Below are 20,054 nucleotides of genomic sequence, written 5' to 3' on the forward strand. Positions count from 1 at the left end.
ACCCGCGGCCCCGGGGGTCGCGTTCGGTGACCTGGCCGAGCGCCCCCCGCTGACCGATGTCGGTCCTGGTGAGCTGTTGCTGCTCACCGATACTGCGCGGCGCTATCCGGTCCTCGTGCGCGTGCTCGAGGCTCCGACCGATACCACCGCCCCGCAGGCGCCGCTAGTCGTCGAGGAACTGGCCACCGGTTCACGACGTGAATATTCCTGGGGCGCAATGCCGTCGACGTGGCGTCGGCTGACAGCTGTCGAGGAGCAGGCCTTGGCCGCCGCCGATTCGCCGGTCATCGCAGCGGATCAGCTGGCGGTCGGTGACATCCTGATCCGCCGCCCCGAGGTCCACCAAGAGCCGGAAATCGTCCAGGTCGCCGAAACCTCGACGATCCATGCTTACCGAGACGCGGCGATTCCCCGGATCGTGTTCGAACGCATCGACACCGGAGCCCGCCTCACCCACACCGGCCCGACACTCGGGCCACATTGGTTCCGCACAACCCTGGCCACCGGTGCGCCCTCGTCGGGCACGGACTCCACAACCACCGACCGAGTCTCCGGCGAACCGACTCCGGCCGCCGTGGCTCCCAGCCTTGGCGGCACCGATAAGGGCATCGCAGCACCGTCGCCGGTGACACCACGCAGCTACCGGCAGGTTCGGTCCGGCAGCGCGGCGTTCGAGGCGGTGGTGGCCGAGGCGCGGGTGGCACGGGCCGAGGCGGAGAAGGCCGGTGGTCACGACCGGAATGCCTGGCTGAGGTTTACGGACCTGTTGGCGACCGATCCCCGCACCGGCCGCACGCACTCTGCCACGAGCCGGTCGCGGCGTTCCCTGAACGAGTGGTGGATTCAGCAAGCCGTGGTCGCTTACCAGGACCTCGGCTACCGCGTCGAGCATCGGCTGCCGGCGCAGCGCCAATCGCGGCTCGCCGCGCAGATCGACATCGACCACGACGCGATGCTCGTCGTCGTGGACGCGAAACTGCCCGCCTTCACCAACGCGTTCAACCTCATCCACAACCTTCCCCAAGCCCGCGACCACCTCGACATCGACCTAGTGGACAGCGGCAACGAACCCAACGCCCCACCGACCGGACACGAGCCCCCGGTGCCCCGGCCGATTGCCGACGGCACCCTCAACGAATGGGTCGCGGCCGGACGCGCCATGTTCGATCCCACCCACCGGCACAGGACGCCCAACCCCCGCGACCACCGCGACACCGCCCTCGCCCTGCACCGTCGTCGCCGACACCACCGCACCGTCGAGTGGATCGAAAACTCCTACCGTGACGGCTGGTACGCCGCCAGTTACGAGGTCACCGCCCCGGCCTGGTACGCGGTCCGCGACACCGTCGCGCGCGACCCAGCCATCGTCGAGGCCGTCCGCAGGCTCGGCCGCACGCCCGAACTCCTCGCTCTCACACCGGAATTCACCGACATCGTCAGTGCCGCGCTCGACCGCGCCGCCGACACGAATCCGACGGCCGCGCTTGCCATCCGCGACGCCCGATACGTTTACTGCTACACCGTTTCCCACGACCGGTGGCTCGAACGGCTGGCCGCCGACATCGCCGACCACGCGAGCACCCACGCCCGCCGCGACTGGCCACATCCGTTCGCGACCGACCGCGACCTGCACCAGTTCCGCCGTTGGGCCGCAGAGCAATTCCGCGGTGACCCGCTGACCTCGACGGCCCTCGGGTGGGGATACGACGAGCACCGCGCCGGCGAACTCGGCGCGGTCGTCGCGACGATCCTGACCGAACTACCCCAGCAACGCCCGGACATCCCGGTCAACCTCGACGATCCCGCGGTGCTGGCGCGGGTGAGAGCCGAACTCTACTGGGAGGTGCTCCCCGCACTGGGTGCCGCGGACCGCGACCCGCTGTGGACCGAGAACGAACACCGCTGGCACCCGGGAACCACAACGGTCGCCGTAGAGCAGATCCGCGGCCGCTGGTACGTACGCACCGAGAACGGCCACCGGGACTGTTGGGGGGTCGACCACCGCGCCGCGCTCGCCCAGGCCTTGACTCTCGCAGGGCACCGGTCATTGATCAGGCCCGACCACCTCGCCGTGCACGCGCGCATCCACGTCCTGCGTACGGCCCTGACCGACAGGGCACGCCGCGATCTGGCCGGTCATGAGCTACTCCATGCCGCCGTCCGGTCTCCGGCCCTCAACGCCCTGTCCACTCCCGACATCGTGGATCTGTCGGCAGTTCATTCAGCACTCACCACCGAAGCCATCCGCGCGGTACTCCACGCCATCGGCACGGCTGAACCCGTACTCCTCGCCGAAGTCGACACCCGAGGGCTCGACCCCGTCGAAGTCGTGCGCACAGATCTCGCCGCCGACCTTCTTCTCGAACTGCGCCGCAGCGACCGCGACCACACCACCGACACGGACGGATCCTTATTCGAGCCGCAAACCCTGGGCGGCGATATCCACGTCGCCAGTGCCGGCGACTCCACGATCATCGTCGGCGATCCCGACGGTCACCACCTCGCCGTCACCGCCGCCGACGATCTCTGGGCGATCGCGCACGATCCAGACGTCGACGCCATCGCAGACGCATCGACGTTGTCCGACGCGATCACCCAGGCACGGAATCTCCTCTCGGAATCGAAACCTGCCGCAGCGCAGTCGATTACGCGCGACACAACAGCAAAACACGGCGACGTCGATCCTGTGGCCGACACCCCGCCACGGACGTCCCCCGAACGACCAGCCCCGCCCACCGCGATCGACGAACCGGCCACCCAGCCCCCCACAACCGCCATCACCGATCCGGCCCCTGCCGCCCCGCACGACGGCGCGCCGACACAATCCGACATCAAGGGAACTGTCGCCGAACAGATTCCGATCGGCGATAACCACACCACCAGTGACAACGACGCCTCCGCAGAGCCCGCCCCCACCGGCGACTCCGACATCGAGCGTGCCGCGCCCAGCCCTGAAACCAGGGCGGCGCACGGCACGGTCACCGCTCTACCGACGTGGACCGACAACACCGCGTCAAGTTCCACCTACGACCAACGTGACGGCGACCAGAGGCTGGTGCCCCAGTTAGGCGTGCCCGACGTCGACCGGGCCTTGATTCACTGCACCCTGCAGGACTGGTCCCACAACTGCTACGGCGGTGTCTTCGATCCCTCCGACATCGCCGCGTCCGTCGTGTCCACCTACCTCGATCCCCTCGCCCACACCTATGGGTTTCGGCAGGTCCACGCCATCGCCACCGAACTGCTCGCCGCGAATCCGAGCTACCCGACGACCCGGTGGCCGCGGCTGACCAAGCGCGCCGAGGCGCGGCGCGCGCGAGCCGATCAGCTGATCGCCCATGCCGAAGCCCTCAGCGACGCCGGAGCCTACGACGACGCCCTCGCCGCGCTGCATCAAGCGCAGCTCGCGAACTGCGAAATCATCGGGAACCAACCCGACTACGAACCGTCCGCCTACCGCGCCCGGCGCGACCGGATCAGAGCCGCCCGCGACACCACCGCAAGCGGCACCGCGGCCGTGCCGGACGCCTACACCCCGCCGTGGCCGCCCCACCCGTTCCGCACCGACGATGATCTGCGCGCCTGGCGCGACGCGACCGTCGCCGACCTCCTCGCGGACCCTCTGGTAGCGCTGCGCACCGAGCACAACCTGCCACGTGCCCATCCCCGGCTGCTCGACGAGGCGATCGACCTCGCCCTCGACCAGGCCGCCCAGCGCCCACCACCGCTACGCGACGATGTCACCGATGACTATGTGCGCGACTGGATCACCGCCGCCGTCACCCGGCTCTACCCCCGCCACAGCACCCCCGAACACCACCCGCTCTGGGAACCGACCCACGACCGGTGGCGAATCCTCAACGGCAGCAACATCTCGGTCATGCCAACCGGCAGCACGTGGCGGGTCGTCGAAACCGACCAGCACATCGACTACTCCGACAACTGGGGCTCCGACCACCGGGCCGCCGTCGCCGAGGCCTACCGGCGCGCCGGACGCCCCGATCTCGTCCCACCGGCCGCCGGCACCGTTCACGCTCGCGTGGCCGCCGCGCGTCGCGCGCTGGCCGACCTTGCCGGGCCGGCACTGCGCGACCACGAGATGGTGCACGCGATCGCCCGGTCGGCCGATCTGCTCGGCAACACCTTCCGCCGCGGAGCCGCGGCGACCTCGACCCGCAGCCCACTGCATTTCGCCGCGATCGCCGACGTCCTCGACCAGCTGACAGCACACCATCCTGCAGCCGTCGACGATCTCACCGCCACCGGCATCGACCCGACCGCCTTCCTCGGCGCGGACCTACTCGAATCGGTCCTGCACGACCTGTTCGACCACTACCTCACCACGACCCCCGCCGACATGCCTGCCGGGGACCTGCATCCCACCTGGGACGGCACGGTGATCGTCGGCGACCCGCACGGCGACCACGCCGAGATCGCATCGGAGCTCCAAGACCGCGAGATCAGTGAACGCCGCGGCGGCTTCGTATGGGTCGACCGCACCGGGCGGTACCCCATCCGCGAAACCAGTTTCACCGCCGCACTGGCCGAAGCCCGTGCCCGCCATGCAGCTCGAACCTCACCGCACGAGCGCGAAGCGGCTGACGAACCCGACCAGGAAATCGAACCATCCTCCCGCACAACCGGACCCGCCCCCGCGTCGCGCCGCGACATCGAGGCTGGCTCAGGCGATGACCCCAGCGAAGAGGTGCCGAAGAAGTCCAAAGTCGAACTCACTCTCGGTCTGACCGGGCCGGACGATCGCTACCTCGGTTACATCGGCCGTTTCGACGGCGACTACGACATCGAGGTGAACGGAGTCCGGTTCATCTTCCGGCTCCCCAGCCCGATCTACAACCGCAAGAACATCGGCGTGTGGATCGCGCAGCACGACGGTTCGCATCCCCCCGAATCATGGAACTGGACCCGGTGGAGCGCGGGCAAGAAGATCGCCACCGTCGAACGCCACGAACAGATCGTGCCCGCGATCCGGAAACACCTGGCCCGCAACACGTCGCCGTCAGCCCGCAGCCGTGACTCCGGCACGCCCGCCTCCGGCACGCAACTCCAACTCGGAACCGACGCCGCCGACCCCGACATCCACGACGAACAGCGCCCGGAACCCCACGGCGACAACGATTCCGGCTCCGGCCCAGCCGTCGACGCCGCCGGGGAATCCGGTCCGCTGCTATTCACCGAACAGCCCACCGACACCCGGCCCGAACCGGAAGTGGATTCCGGGACCGCACCACCGGCCCCGGCCGCACCGGGCCCAACGCCTGCGGCCTCCTCGGCGGCGATGCTGGAAGGCGAGAGTTATCCGCCGTCGCCGCAGCAGCAGGCGGTGTACGACGCGGTGCTGGCCGGGTCGAGCGTGAAGATCCAGGCCGGTGCCGGAGCGGGCAAGACCAGCACCCTCAAGGGATGCGCGCGGCGGATCGGCCGCGCCGACCCGAACGCCAAGATCGTGTACATCGCGTTCAACAAGACAGTGCAACTGGAAGCCGCGGCCGCGATGCCGGCCAACGTCGAAGCGCGTACCGGTCACAGTATCGCGGTGGTGTGGGGCGGAAAGAAGCGGCAGAACCGCCTCGACAGCAACACCGCGCTGCGGAAACCCGACGCCATGGCCCGGCATCTGGGCCTGCGCCAGGCCCTGACGGCCGGCCCGGAGCCGCCCCTCAGCCCGGCGGAGCAGGCCGTCGCCGCCATGCGCACCGTTGCCGCCTACGCGAACAGCGCCGACGACGACATCGGTGCCCAGCACCTGCCCGAGCGCCTGCGGCAGCTCCCGGCCTCCAGTAAGCAACGCCTGCTCACCGTCGCCCGCGCCGCCTGGACCGATCTGGTCGCCGAAACCGGCCAGTTGAAGCTCACCCACGACCACATCCGCAAAATGTGGGCGTTGTCGCGCCCGGACTTCACCCGTCCCGGATCCGGGCTCAAGCGACCCGCCACCATCGTGTTTCTCGACGAAGCCCAGGACACACCGCCGGTGTTGCGGAAGGTCGTCGGCGACCAGACCGGTGTGCAGACGGTCATCGTGGGCGATGAGAACCAGGCGATCTACGGATTCACCGGCGCGGTCAACGCACTCGCGGAACTCGACGCCGAACACCGGCTGCCGCTGACGGTCTCGTGGCGGTTCGGGTCCGGCATCGCCGAGATCGGGAACCGGTTCCTGCAACTGCTGGACACCGACATGCGTATCCAGGGCGGTGGCCCGGCTTCGGAGATCGTGTCGCCCGGGTCGATGGCGTCTCCGGAGGCGATTCTGGTGCGGTCCAACAGCGGAGCGATTACCGAGATCGCGCGCCAGCTCGACGCGGACCGGGTCGTCGGTGTGCCCAAAGGCACCAAGGGCGACCTGACGTCCCTGGTCGACACCACTCGCTACCTGCAAGGCCACGGCCCCCACCCCAGCCGTGTCCTCGACGAACTCGCCCCTTACCGCACCTGGGACGAGGTCGTAGCCGACGCCGAGCGCGGCGACGACCCGAAACTGTCGATGCTGGTGCGCATCGTGGACCAGAACGGCCTCGACACCCTCGGCGAACTGGTCCAGCAGATCCACGAACTCGGCGCGGGATCGATGCCCGGCCTGACCTTCCGCGACGCCGACTACGGGCTCGTCGCAGGCCGGAAAGCCTACGACTACCGTCACATCCTCGCCCGCGCCGGATTCGAACTCGAACCGCTGCCAGATGGGCAGACGATCACGAAGGGGAAATACGCAGGCCGCCCAGCACGGGCATGGATCGCCTTCGGCACCCCCGCCGAACGCCAAGCCAAACTCGCCCGCGCACACGAACTCGCCGGCGGACCCACCCCCGACGTGATCATCTCCACCGCGCACAAGGCCAAAGGCCTCGAATGGGACTCAGTCCGTGTGGGCGACGACTTCAAAGGCCCGGTCACCGACCCGCAATCCGGCGAGTTGATCATGCCCTCCCACGAGGAACTGTGCCTGGCCTACGTCGCCGTCACCCGCGCCCGACGCACACTCGACCCCGGCGGCTTGGCGTACGTCTTCGACCACACCACCGCCGAAAAACCCGCTCCCACTAGGGAAGTCCCCGCCCACACCACCCTCGGAGCCACGCCCGACCACCACGCCCCCGTGCCTTCGCCGCCGCCTCTCGCCAGCACCTCCGACGACACGTCCGACACCCGCACCGAACTCGGGTCACCGCAGCCGGATTCGATGGCTCCGTCGTCCGCTGGTGATGAGCACACCGACCACCCGCCACTGCCGCACGATCCGCCAGAGGTGCAGCGCGACACCGAGCAGCCAGCGGCCAGCCAACCCGGGATCCCCGCGCGCCACCAAGAGCACTCGTCACCGAACACGGAGGGAAACTACCGGTACGAGGCGGTGTGGCAGCGGCTGATCGACCCGGAAATCCCACTTGCACCCGCAGACCTGCCGGACGCGTGGGCACTCATCGAACTGGCAACCCGGAACCGGTGGGAAATCCGCGGCAGCTTCCTCACCCTGTCCGGCCACGTCGCCTATCGGCTCCGGGCCCGTGGGTTCGTCGAGGGCCGCACCGACGAACGACAGTGGTGCTGGCGCCGCGACGGCGACCGCTGGGAACTCGATGACGACAACTCAGCCACCGGCCCCAGCGGCAGCGGCACACTCGGTGACGTGCTGCAACGCCGCTCGGCCAGCGTGCCCGCGGACTCCGGCCCGGTCCTCGACGAGATCGTCGCCACCGTCCTACCCAGCATCGCCACACCCAGAAGCGACAGCACCGGCGAATATCGCCACTACCGCGACACCCAGAGCCCGCGGATCGCCGCGCAGATCACCCAAACACTGGCGCGCATCATCGACCGCAGCGACAGCCAATCCTCCCAATCCAGCGACGCGCACCGGGTGGCGAACGCGCTGCGCGCGAACACCGTTGCCCGCGACCAGCTGTGCGCGGCGATCCTCGACAGGGCGTGGCTGAGGACCAGCCTCACCGACGACGAGCAAGCCCGAATCCGATGCGCGGTAGACGATTTCGCGTACACGTTCCCGTTCGATCACGTCCGCTACACCACCGAGACCTACCTGCGCGACGTCGCTGCCGGTGACCGCTCCGGGCCGATATGGGCGGCCGTGGCAGCCGACATCGCCACCCGCCCCGACGAGGTACTCCACTGCACGAAGCCACAGGCCGACGCCCGCAAGTCCGCCCGCGAGGCGCTCGTGCCCGCCACCGAAGCCGCCATCGCCGCAGCCGACACCGACCGCGCACGAATCCTGCTGCGCGCCCTAGCAACCCACGATCCACGCAACGACCACACCCCGCAGCTGCACACGATTCTCGACGACCACTTCCCCGCCGCCCCGCCACCCCGACCGACCTCGAACGAGAACGAGTCACCCGAGGATCCGGATCTGATCGCGGCGGCGGTGCGCAACGGCTGGCACGTCGAACCGCCGCACACCTCCCCGCAGGCGCGGTCACGGGTGCTGCGCCACGTCCAATCCGACGGCACCCGCTACCACCTGCGCCTGGTCTGGAACCTCACCGACAACGGGCCGGTGTACGACGCGGCGCAATCGCGCGGCAGCAAACTCAGCAGCGACGGCATCTCCACCCCGCGCACCAGCGGCCTGCGCCTCGACATCGCCCGCAACATCGTCGCCGCCACCGCAACCGCTCCTGCCGATGCGGCGCACGCATCCGATGGCACAGAGACCAGCGACAGCGCAACGGAACTCGCGCAGGCGCACGCACTGCTCGATACGGACCAGCGGCTGCTGCTGTATGCGGTCGCGGATCGCAGGCTCGCCGCCCTGCTCACCGAGCCCGGCCCGGGAATTCAAGCACTGTTCCACAGCACTCTCGGACCCGACGATCCCACCCGCGACGTCCCCAGCAAGGTGCAGATCCATCGCCCCGCATGGGTCGGACAGCTGCGGGTGGCTGCGGGAGATATCTTCCACCGCCACTCTCAGGGCGGTACCGACTATCCGCAGATCAGTCGCGACGACGTCGAACGCTTCGCCCACGCGATACCTCCGGCGTGGCGCCGCAGGATCTCCACCGCCACACCCGGTGAGCGTCCCGGTCTGCTTCGCACGGTGCTGGGCATCGACTCCGCACAGATCGCCGACCCGACGGCATTGTTCGGCCTGACCGCCGACGAGCGTTACGCCGGGGCGGCCGACCGCCGATCCGACAGACGCCCCGCGCTGGCCGTGACAGCCGGTGGACGCACCTTCACCGTCTGCCCGCCCCTGCCCACCGACGGCGACTACGGCTGGGATGTCGCCGACACGAGCGACCCGGCACGCGAAAACCCCGCCAGCGCACAAGCCTTCGGCGTCCTGCTCGCAGGCGACGTGGTGCCGGCCCTCCGTCGCTACCTCACCCTCACCGGCAGCGTCGGCGGCACCCGACGCCGCACCCGCGACGTCGAGGTGTTGTCGGCGGATCAGCGGCTGCTGCTGTTCGGCGCGTTCGGCCCATGGCATCTGGCGCGAGCGCTGGGAACCGACTCCGACTGGTACATCAGCAAGATCACCTTCGCCCTCCACCACAGCCACACCCTGCGCGAGGAGGTCTTCACCCACCGGCCCGCGTGGCGCGCCTGCCCGACCTACTGCGTGGACCGACAGGGAGTCCGGCTCGAGCCGTCGAGCGACACGGCACCGGCCTCGGCCGCAGCGGCAACCGTCACCCCCGCAGCGCTCAAGAAATTCCGGCGCACGCTCGACCCCCGTCTGCGAGCCCGCCTCGCGAACCACGAAACGCTGAGCGACAGCGAACTCGATCGCCTCACCACCGCAGTACTCGGCATCAACGAAATCGCCGCCGCGACGGGCTCACCACCCGCCGGGCCCGAGCGGCTCGACATGCGATCCGACTCATCGCAGCCCAGCACGGCACCACCGACTGGGGCCACCGCCGAGCCGACAGGTACCGCGACCACTCGCCCGGACCGCGCCACGCCACCCCAGCCTCCAGGCCGCGAACCTCCGATCCGGTTCGCGCACATCGGATCCGACGGCACCGCGACACTACGCCCCGACCTCGCCGGCCAGACCCTCAATGCCCTGGCCGAACCTCACACCGAGCACACCCCGGCCCCCGCGACGGGCAGGCCCGCCGAGCGCACCGACCCGGCCGCCCCGGACAGTGCGCACCCCGGCACACAGGCCACTGCGCCCCAGCCACGCTCCGACACGACACCACCGCGCACCGACCGGCCGCCCACGGAACTGTCCGCCGGCCTCGCGCGACGCCCGACGAAACCGTCTGGAGGTCAAGGCGCGCGGACGGCCCGGAAACCACGAAGTTCACGCCGCAAGGAAAGCCCCGGGCAGCTGGGGATGTTCGATATCACCGCCGACGGCGGCATCGACCCGGCACTGATCGATCCCGGTGGCACGCCGCTGCCGCCCGTCGCCACCGATCGCCGCGCCCACCTTCCCCATGTCCCCGACTCCATGCCCGATGTACCGCTGTCGGAGTGGTCCACCACCACCCTCACTCCCGTCCGTCGCAGCAGCGGCCACGTCACCTACATGCGGGCCGCGGCCGCGATCGCCGCACCCTTCACTCCCGACGACGTGATCGACCAGATCCAACAACTGTCCACCATCTGGTTCGCCCGGCTGGTGGACGCGCTCACCAGCAGCGACCCCGCCACCCTCGACGACCTCACCGCTTCCCGGCCCCGACTCGCGCAGCACGGTGTCGCCGTCGAAGTGACGAAGAAGGGTCTCACGCTGCAAGTCCGCGACGTCACTCACGACGAGCGCCCAGTGCGGCGGGAAACCACGATCGCCTGGCGGGACCTAGCCGATCACTGGATTCGCCCCGGCCTCACCGATCAGCGCCGCGACATCCTGCGACGCAGCGTGGACCAGCGCCTCCACTACGGCACGGGCCTCGAGGCATTCGAACTACTCGACCGACGCGCCACCTGGGACCAAGCGACCAGCGAGCTGGACGAGATGGCCGACCGTGTCCGCAGCGACATCCTCACCTCCGCACAGCACCCGGACGCCGACCCCACCGCACCGTCCGACTTGGCTCAGATGATCACCCGGTTGGACCAGCTCGCCTCGCTCGTCCCGGACCAGTGGGAATCAGTGAAATCCGTCCACGCCGTACAGCCCGGCGACGCCCTCGGCAGCCTGACCGACGACCGAATCTTCGTCGTCCAGCAGCCCCCGCGCTACACCGACACCACCGCCGAACTGCACGGGCTGGAACTACACCGCGACATGGGCACCGTCGCCGCCGAGCCGCACGCCCGGACCATCGACACACGCCTGACCAGCTCGGTAGCCATCCTCGCGCTGCCGGACCTTCCGCTGCCCGCCCCCACCGGCCGCGACGCCACACCGACAGAACGCCGTCGCACCGCCGGCGTGACGGACCGCATCGCGGCACCGTTCACCGGCGACGACGTGGCCGAGATGATCGAACGCCTTCCCACCCGCGTGTTCTCGCAGCTGGTGCAGGCACTGACCAGCACCGACCCCGACGATCTCAAACAGTTCGCGGCGCAGACCCACGGCATCGACAGTGCCGGACGCGGCATCAAAATCGCCCGCCACGGACTCGAGATCGACGACCGCGATCTGGCATCCCCGAAAGAACACCGCACCCCGCGCAACGTCGTCATCCGGTGGGCGGAACTGAGCCGACACTGGATCACCCCGGGTCTCTCCCCCGATCGCGTCGCCGTGCTCAACCGGTCCACCGAGATCGCCTCCCGGTACGAGGCAGGGCGATCGATCTTCGCTGTGCTGCAACAGCAAACCTTCCGAGAAACCGCGCAACGCGAACTGAGAGACCTGGCCCGCCGAACCCGCCACGACGTGCTGCACACCGCGCTCCACGGCACCGACGACACCGTGGCCGGCACCCCGGAACTAGGACAGGCGCTCGCCCGTCTCGACCAACTCGCCGCGGTCGTCCCCGACCACTGGGAAACCCAGCGAGCCGTCGCAGACCTCCGGCCCGGCGACGCCGTCCCGCGCCTTCCCGGCGGCGCGGGCGCGATCCTCGTGCTGAGTGAAACCCCCACCCGCGCAGGCGATCTGTACCAACTGCGCGGCCGATGGCTGGCGAGCGACGCCGCTGAGCTTCCGCCCCGGTTCGCGACCGCCACCGTCGATCCGGCCACGAAACCGGCCCTCGATACGATCTCGCTGCCCGCGGTGCCGATGACATGGCGCGCGGCGCCGCTCAGCTCCATCGAACAGCGCGACTACGAACGATTCGACACCCTCGTCTCGACGTGGCGCACCTGGCATGCCCCGCTGGATCCTGCGACGAAACCGGCGACGGTGCGGGCCGTCGCCACCGCTTGGAACACCCTGGTCTCTGCGCTCGTGCCCGGCCTCGAGCAGATCGGCGACATCCGCCGCCCCGACGTCCGCTCCGACGTCGAAGTCGACGTCACCGCCGCACACCGCCGCTACACCATCCGTGCCGGTACCGACCTGCGCATCGACACCCCGTCACCAGCGGGCACTGGCACCGACACCATCGCACGGCTGAAATTCCGCGATGCCCACACAATCCTGTCCCACATCCGCCACGACCTCGCCCACCGCACCGCCGAATACGCCTGGGAAACAGTCCATCCCGGCCTGCACCGCACCGCCGACCTGCGCACCACCATGGCCTTGTCCGACGGCGAGCACCTGCACTTGGATGACATCGGCGACACGGGTGCCCTTCTGCTGTCCCTACGGATCGGTGGCCGCACATTCCACCTGCACGAACCCGACGCCACCACCACTTCGTGGACGATCCGCGACGCCGACGCCACCGGATTCGGGCTTGTCCAGGCGGACTCGCCCGCCGACATCCTCCGGACTCTGCGCGCCCACCTTCACGCCCCCACCACACCCGCTCGCACCCCGCCGCCGGGTCGTCCGCTCGCTGAGCGGCGGACGGACGGCGGGGCAGCCCAGAACGTTGCGGTGGTGTCGCGGGAGACTCCGGAGGCACTGGTACCCAATCCGGACGCGGACGCATCACCAGGCGCTCGCACGCCGCCGCGCCGGTTCGCGACTGTCGCGGCGGCACGCGCGCACCTGGAGGCCGGAGTCCTGGATCCGCGGTGGAAGAATCCGCCGCGCGTGCACAACGAGGTAGCGGTGCACGGAGCCGGACCGAGGGAACGGGCGCAAGTCCGGATCGACACCTACTCGGCGCGCCCGGGCATGGAATTCGCCCGCTTGTCGGAACTTTCGCCCGGCGGGCACTTTCTGGTCACCCGCGAAGGCCACCGCAAATGGCACGTGTACCACATCGGTTCCGGCACGATCATGACCCATCAGGCCGGGCACGACGCCAAACCCGACGCGCTGCGGTTCGCCACCGAACTCGACGCCGCCCGCGACGAGCACGATCACCCCATCGACTGGGCCGCACCTTTCGTCGGGGACCGCCTCGACATGGCCGGCGGGCGCACCGAGATCGAACTCGCAGTGGACCGCGGCCGCACCGAGGCCGCACACGATCACGACCACCCGGCCGAGACCGGTCCGGCCGAGCCGCTGTTGATCTTCGACGCCTCCGGCGCACACGACCCCGCGCTCACCGGCAGGCTGCCGAAAGTCGCACAGGACGAGCACGGTGTCCCCCTCACGCAGTGGCCCCGCCGAGACGACCTGGTGTGGGCAGAGAAGCCGGACGGCGGCCGGGTCCGCGTCCCCGAGGGCCAAGTCGTGACCGGCCCTGGCGTCTCCCCGACTCCGGCGACATCACGAACGGGCATTGACCAGGGCCACGACCGTGGCCATCCGGGGGTTTCGCCGCAGCGCGGCGAAACAGTCGCCGCTACTACCGACTTCACCGCGGCACAAATCGCACTGCTGCGGTGCGTGATCGAAGACCAGGCCAGCGAACTCTACCGGCAGCTGGAGCCGTCCGGGTTCGGCGAGGAAAAGACGATCGCTCAGCTCGCCGACTCCCGCGACCTGGAACCACTCGTCTCCGCTCGCGGACGCACAACGGTCACCGACATGATCGCCAGCCACATTGCCGCCCATCGTGGCGAGGTTCTGCTTTGCGGTGACGACGCGGTCGAGGCGCGACGCAAAGCCCGGCGAGACGAAGCCGGTCAGCTGCGCTTGGAAGCCCGGCAACTGCTGGGCTCCGGCAGATTCGGCGAAGCCCTCCGCAAGATCGACCACGCCGACCTCGCCGAACCGCTCTACCGCAACGGCAAAGGCGTCACCCACGACGACATCAGGGCGGCCATCCGACGCCGCGCGGCGAATGCTGGAATCGCCCTGGACGATCCTGCCGTGCCCGGCTCCGCGGCGAAACCCCGCCCAGCGGATGAACAGGCCGCCGAACCCTCTGACCCGATTCCCTCTGCCCCGGACAGTTCCAAGATCACACCGGCGGACGATGACCGCGCCGACATGCCGCTGCCCGCCGTCACCGCCAGCGAGCGGCACCCAGGCCCGATCACGGTTCCCAGCGGCAAACGTGCACGCGCGCAGGCGAATCTCGCCGCTCTCGAACTCGTCGACCGGCTCGAGGCCGAGCAGCGGACACCGACACCCGAGGAGCGGCAAATCCTGCTGGCCTGGTCGGGATGGGGTGCGGTCCAAGAGATCTTCGACAAACGACTCCCGAAATGGAAACCCGACCGTGAACGGCTGCGCAACCTGCTGACCCCGGACGAGTACGACACCGCTCAGGGGTCGGTGCTCAACGCCCACTACACCGACCCGGCCATCGCCAGCGCGATCTTCACCGCGCTGGAACGGGCCGGATTCCGTGGCGGCCCCGTGCTCGAACCAGGATGCGGGGTGGGCACCTTCATCGGGCTGGCGCCGCCCACCGCGCAGATGGTGGGCGTGGAGGTGGACTCGGGCAGCGCGCACATCGCCCACCATCTCTACCCCGACGCCTTGATCCGGCTGGAGGGATTCGAGACCACACGGCTACCGGACAATTCGTTCGTCGCGACGGTCGGCAACGTGCCCTTCGGCAAATACGTCCTGCACGATCCGGCCTACAACCAGGCCGGCCACAGCATCCACAACCACTTCATCCTGAAAAGCCTCGCGCTCACCGCGCCCGGCGGCTATGTCGCGGTCATCACCTCGGCGTGGACGATGGACTCGACCAACGCCGCCGCCCGCGACGAAATCCTGCGGAGCGCCGACTTCCTCGGTGCCGTGCGCCTGCCCGGCAAGGCGTTCAACCGCGTCGCCGGAACCCAGGTCGTCACCGACATTCTCCTGCTCCGCAAACACGAACCCGGCATCGACCCCGTCGAGAACCGGCCCCAGCCGACCGCGCTCCGCAACCTCCAGTTCCGCGGCACCTCCATCGGAACCTTCACCTACACGCCGGACGTCGCGAACGACGACGAAGAAGCCACGGAGGTCAAGGAGAAACTGCGGCTGAGCACCTGGTACGCCAAACGTCGCGACTGCGTCCTCGGCGAGCTGGGCGTCGGACACGGCCTCTACGCCGATGGCAGCCTCACCGTGACCTCCCCGGACCTCGACACCCTCCCTGCCCAGGTCACCGCCGCACTGTCGGAACTGGTCGACACCGCGCGCCGGGAGCGGCTGGGCTTCACCGCCCGCGCGCGCGACGTCACCGAATCCCCGCTATCGACAACAGGTCTGCTGGTGTACCGGCCCGAGGCGCGGTTCGAGAACCCGATCGCGATGATGCGCTACCACAGCGGGCAATTCGAAGCGGTCACCGAGTTCGGCACCTGGGAACCGGTCAAGGTCTTCGCCACCCGCGCGAAGGAAACCCGCGCGCTGCTGGATCTGCGTGATCGCGCCTTCGACGTCATCGCGACCCAGCGCGGTGACGCGCACGGCCCGGCCGAGCGTGAGCAGGCCCGCACCAACCTCAACGCCGCCTACGACGCCTACGTACGCCAGTACGGGCCGGTCTCGCGGTTCACCTGGCACGGCGGCAAAGAACGCACACAGGCCCAGCACGATCGCCGCTACCGTGAACTCGAGACGAAATGGCGCAAAGAGTACAGCGGCGATGAGGGCGAGCGGTTCACCGGTGAGTTGCCGCCCGAGGTCGCCGAACAACTCGACACCGAGGCATGGCAGACCACGGCGCGGGTCAAGAAACGCCAGCACCTCGAAGGCGCGATCGGGCGCGACCCGACGATGGCCGCGGTGCTGGCCCTTGAGCACTACTCCGACGCCACCGGCGCCGTCCGCAAGGCGGCGATCTTCACCCGCGACATCGCCGCCCCAGCCTTGCCCACCTATGTCGACGAGCCGGGCGACGCACTGTCGATCAGCCTGGCACGCGGCCGGGGAGTCGACCTGCCCTACATCGCGCAGCTGCTGGCCGTCGACGTCGACACCGCCCGCACACAGCTTGTCGGCCGACACGTCTTCGCCGACCCCGCCGACCCCGACCGTCTCATCCCGGCCAACAAGTACCTGTCGGGCAACGTCCGCGAGAAGCTGGAGATCGCGCGCGCCGCCGCCACCGAGAACTCCGCCCTCGACGCCAACGTGACCGCCTTGCAGCAAGCGCTGCCGCCATGGCAAGAAGCAGCACAGATCCGGGTGCGTGCCGGCGCGGTCTGGATCGATTCGCGCGACTACGCGCAGTTCGCGCAGGAGACATTCGGCCTCAACGTCGCCGCCACCCGCAAAGGTCCCCGCTGGCGATTCACCGCGAACGGCAGAAACGCCCCCAGCGCGAAAGCGAAGTCCTGGGGTGTCGGCGACGAGATGGGCCCGCTCGAGATTTTCGAGCGGGTGTGCAACAGCGCCGACATCGCCGTGGAGACCAAAGGAGACAACGGCTCTCGCTACGTCGACTGGACCGCCACCGCCCAAGCCCAGGCCCAGGCCGACCGCATGCGCACGGAGTTCCAGCGCTGGATCTGGTCGGACGACGCCCGCCGCGAACGCTTGGTGGCCGAGTTCAATACGCGGTTCAACTCCTTCGTGCGGCCCCGCCACGACGGCCGCTACTTCCAGGTCGCTGGGCTGTCTCGAACGCCTTACGACTACCAGCGCGACGCGGCGATGGGCATGGTCGCCGAACCGACTCGCCTGCTCGACATGGTCGTCGGTGCGGGCAAGACCGGCACGTTTTCGATGGGGGCGATGAAGTTGCGCGAGAGCGGCCTGGTCTCGCAACCCTGGCTGGTCGTTCCGAACCACCTGCCCGAATCAATCGGGCTCGAGATCAAGAAGTGGTTTCCCGCCGCGAACCTGCTGATCATCCCGTCGAAGCTGACGGCCGAGCAGCGCCGCCGGGCCGTGGCCCAAACCGCCACCAGCGACTGGGATCTCGTCGTCGTCGCGCAGTCAACGTTCGAGAAGATCCCTGTCCATCCCCTGCGGCGGCAGGCTTACGTCAAAGAGCAACTCGCCGAGTTGGAGGACCACCTGCTGCAGGCTCAGGACGACGACGACCGCGCCTCGATGAAAGACCTGATGCGGTCGAAGAAGGGCCTCGAGAAGCGGCTGGCGAAGATGCTCGCCGCCGAAGACAAAGACACCGGTCTGACCTTCGAGCAGTCCGGCTGCGACTACCTGATCATCGATGAGGCGCATCACTACAAGAACAAGTCCCGCATCGCGGCCATGCGTGAACTCAACATGCCGGAGGGCGCCGGTAAGGCCGAGGACCTGTACATGAAGATTCAGGTGCTGTTCGAACGCGCTGCCGCCCAAGCGATCACCCGCGGCGCGCCGCCCGACATCGACAACATGCGCATCGCCACTTTCGCCACCGGCACCCGCGTCGCCAACGCGATGGCGGAGGAATGGGTGATGCAGAACTATCTGCGGCCCGACCTACTCGAACATGCCGGTGTCGAGGACATCGGCGCGTGGGGGTCGGTGTTCACGACGACCAAATCGGTCATCACCACCAACCCGACCGGCACCAGACTGGTCTCGGCGGAGAAGATCGCGAAATACACCAACCTGCGGCGGCTGCTGGACATCACGAGGATGTTCACCGACGTCGTCACCCGCGACCAGGTGCCGGTCGACGTCACCATCGAGGGCGGGCAGCGCACGATCATCGCCACCCCCGCATCGCAGGAGGTGCGCGACTTCATCGCCGATCTCGACTGGCGGATGGAGAACTACAAGCCCACGGAAGCCTGGAAAGACAACCCGCTCAAGGTGCTCAACGACGGCCGCAACGCCGCCCTCGACCCGCAACTGGTCGGGCTGGCTCCCGATCCGGTCAACAGCCGTGCCCGCATCGTCGCCGACCACATGCTCACCGACTACGCCGCGACCCGCCACAATCGCTACCGCGACGAAGACGGCAGCGAACACCCTGCGCCCGGCGGCCTGCTCATCGGATTCTGCGACCGCGGCACCCCCGACGGCGTCGCCGGAGACGCATCGTTCTACCACACACTGCGCAGGTACCTGATCGCCGGCAACGACTCAGTGCCAGAAGGCATTCCGCCGGAGAAGATCCGATTCGCGCACGACGCGAAGAAGCCCTCCGAACGACTCCAGCTCGAACAGGACTGCAACAACGGCGGTATCACCGTCCTGCTAGGCAGTACCGAGAAGATGGGCACCGGACTCAACATCCAGTCCCGCGCGGTCGGTCTCTACCACATCGACATCCCTTGGCGGCCAGCTGATCTCAAGCAGCGCGAGGGCCGGATCATCCGGCAGGGCAACCAAAACCCGACGGTGTTCATCAAAGGTTTTGTCACCGAGGGCACCACCGATGCCATCATGTGGAGCACCGTCGAGGAGAAGGCCATCTTCATCGACCAACTCCACACCGGCGACATCGAATTCGACGAAATGGAAGACCCCAACGGCGACGACATCGCCGACGCCGCCGCCATCGCGAAAGCCGCGGCCAGCGGCGATCCACGGTTCCTGCGTCTGGCCGAACTCGACCGAGACATCATCAGACTGACAGGGCTCGAGGACGCCGCCGCCGATACCCACCACCGGGCCCACCGCGACCTGCAATACAAGCCCACCGACCTCGCGCGGAAACAAGCCGCCCTGCAGCTCGTGTCACAACACGTCCGCGCCGCCGCGGCGTGGGCCGACAATCCCGGGATCCTGGCCGTCCACGGTCGGCGGCTCAGCGACCGCGGCGGCGCCAACCGTGCGCTACTCGCCGCAGCTCGCGCGGCATTCCTCGACATGCAAAAGGAAGCCAACGCCCGCAACGCCCAACCCGAACCCCGGCAGATCGCCGAAATCGACGGACACCCCGTGAACGCTGGCTACTCCTTGGGCTCCTTGGAACTGGTGATCGGCGACCTCCAAGTCGGAACGTACATGACCCGCGACGAGCTGTTCCCCTCCGCGAAAAAGGACCCCGCCAGTCTCGAAGCCCCCGTGAGCGCCGACGACCGTCGGGCGGCCGACGCGGCGACCGCCCGCGGACTCACCCAGCGCATCAACAACGCCTACGCGAAACTGCCCACCCGCGTCCACGAACTCCAGGCCGCCATCCAGGCACTCGAAGCCGATATCGACTACGCCCGCAGCGTCGTCGACAAGCCCTTCGAACACGCCGAAGAACTCACCGCCGCCAAAGCCGAACGGAGCCAGCTGCGCCTGGACATCGAGGCAACCCTGAACTCTCCCGAGGCCATCGCCGCACGCGCCGAGCACGACGAACGACAACGGCGACACGGCCGCGCGCCGGGATGGAGTCTGGCGCTGAACCCGACCAAAGCGACCGTCGCCGACTCCGGCCTGGGAAGCAGGGAAAACTACATCGCGGCCACCCGCGCGGAACAACATGCCAAGGCAACCGAATACGTCGCCACACTCTCGCACGCCCACCACCACCGCACGGTCGGGCCGACCGGAAGCAACAGTGCGACTGGCGAAGCCGAGCACGACAGAGGTACCGAACCCTCGGCGGCAGCGAACACGCCAGCGGAACCGATCAGACCCACGACTTCTGCCCCGCCCGCCCCACTCGACCCGGCCGCGCGGCGACGCCAAATGCAGCACCGCCCAACCACCGCGCCGTCGCGCCACCCCCGGCCGTAACAACCAGCCGGGGCGGCCCGGTTGTCGGCGGGAACCTCGTGCGGCACGATAGCTGCTGACGAAGCCG

Annotated in this window: 1 protein-coding gene; it reads left to right on the forward strand. The window is 68.8% G+C overall.

What is annotated here, in order from left to right:
- The first annotated feature begins 76 nt into the window (after positions 1-76).
- Positions 77-19,987, forward strand: coding sequence for a helicase-like domain-containing protein (locus IU476_RS06455; RefSeq protein ID WP_195097753.1), 19,911 nt, complete (start codon positions 77-79; stop codon positions 19,985-19,987).
- The last annotated feature ends 67 nt before the right edge of the window (positions 19,988-20,054 follow it).

Source organism: Nocardia blacklockiae, from assembly GCF_015477355.1.
In the GTDB taxonomy this organism is placed as follows: domain Bacteria; phylum Actinomycetota; class Actinomycetes; order Mycobacteriales; family Mycobacteriaceae; genus Nocardia; species Nocardia blacklockiae.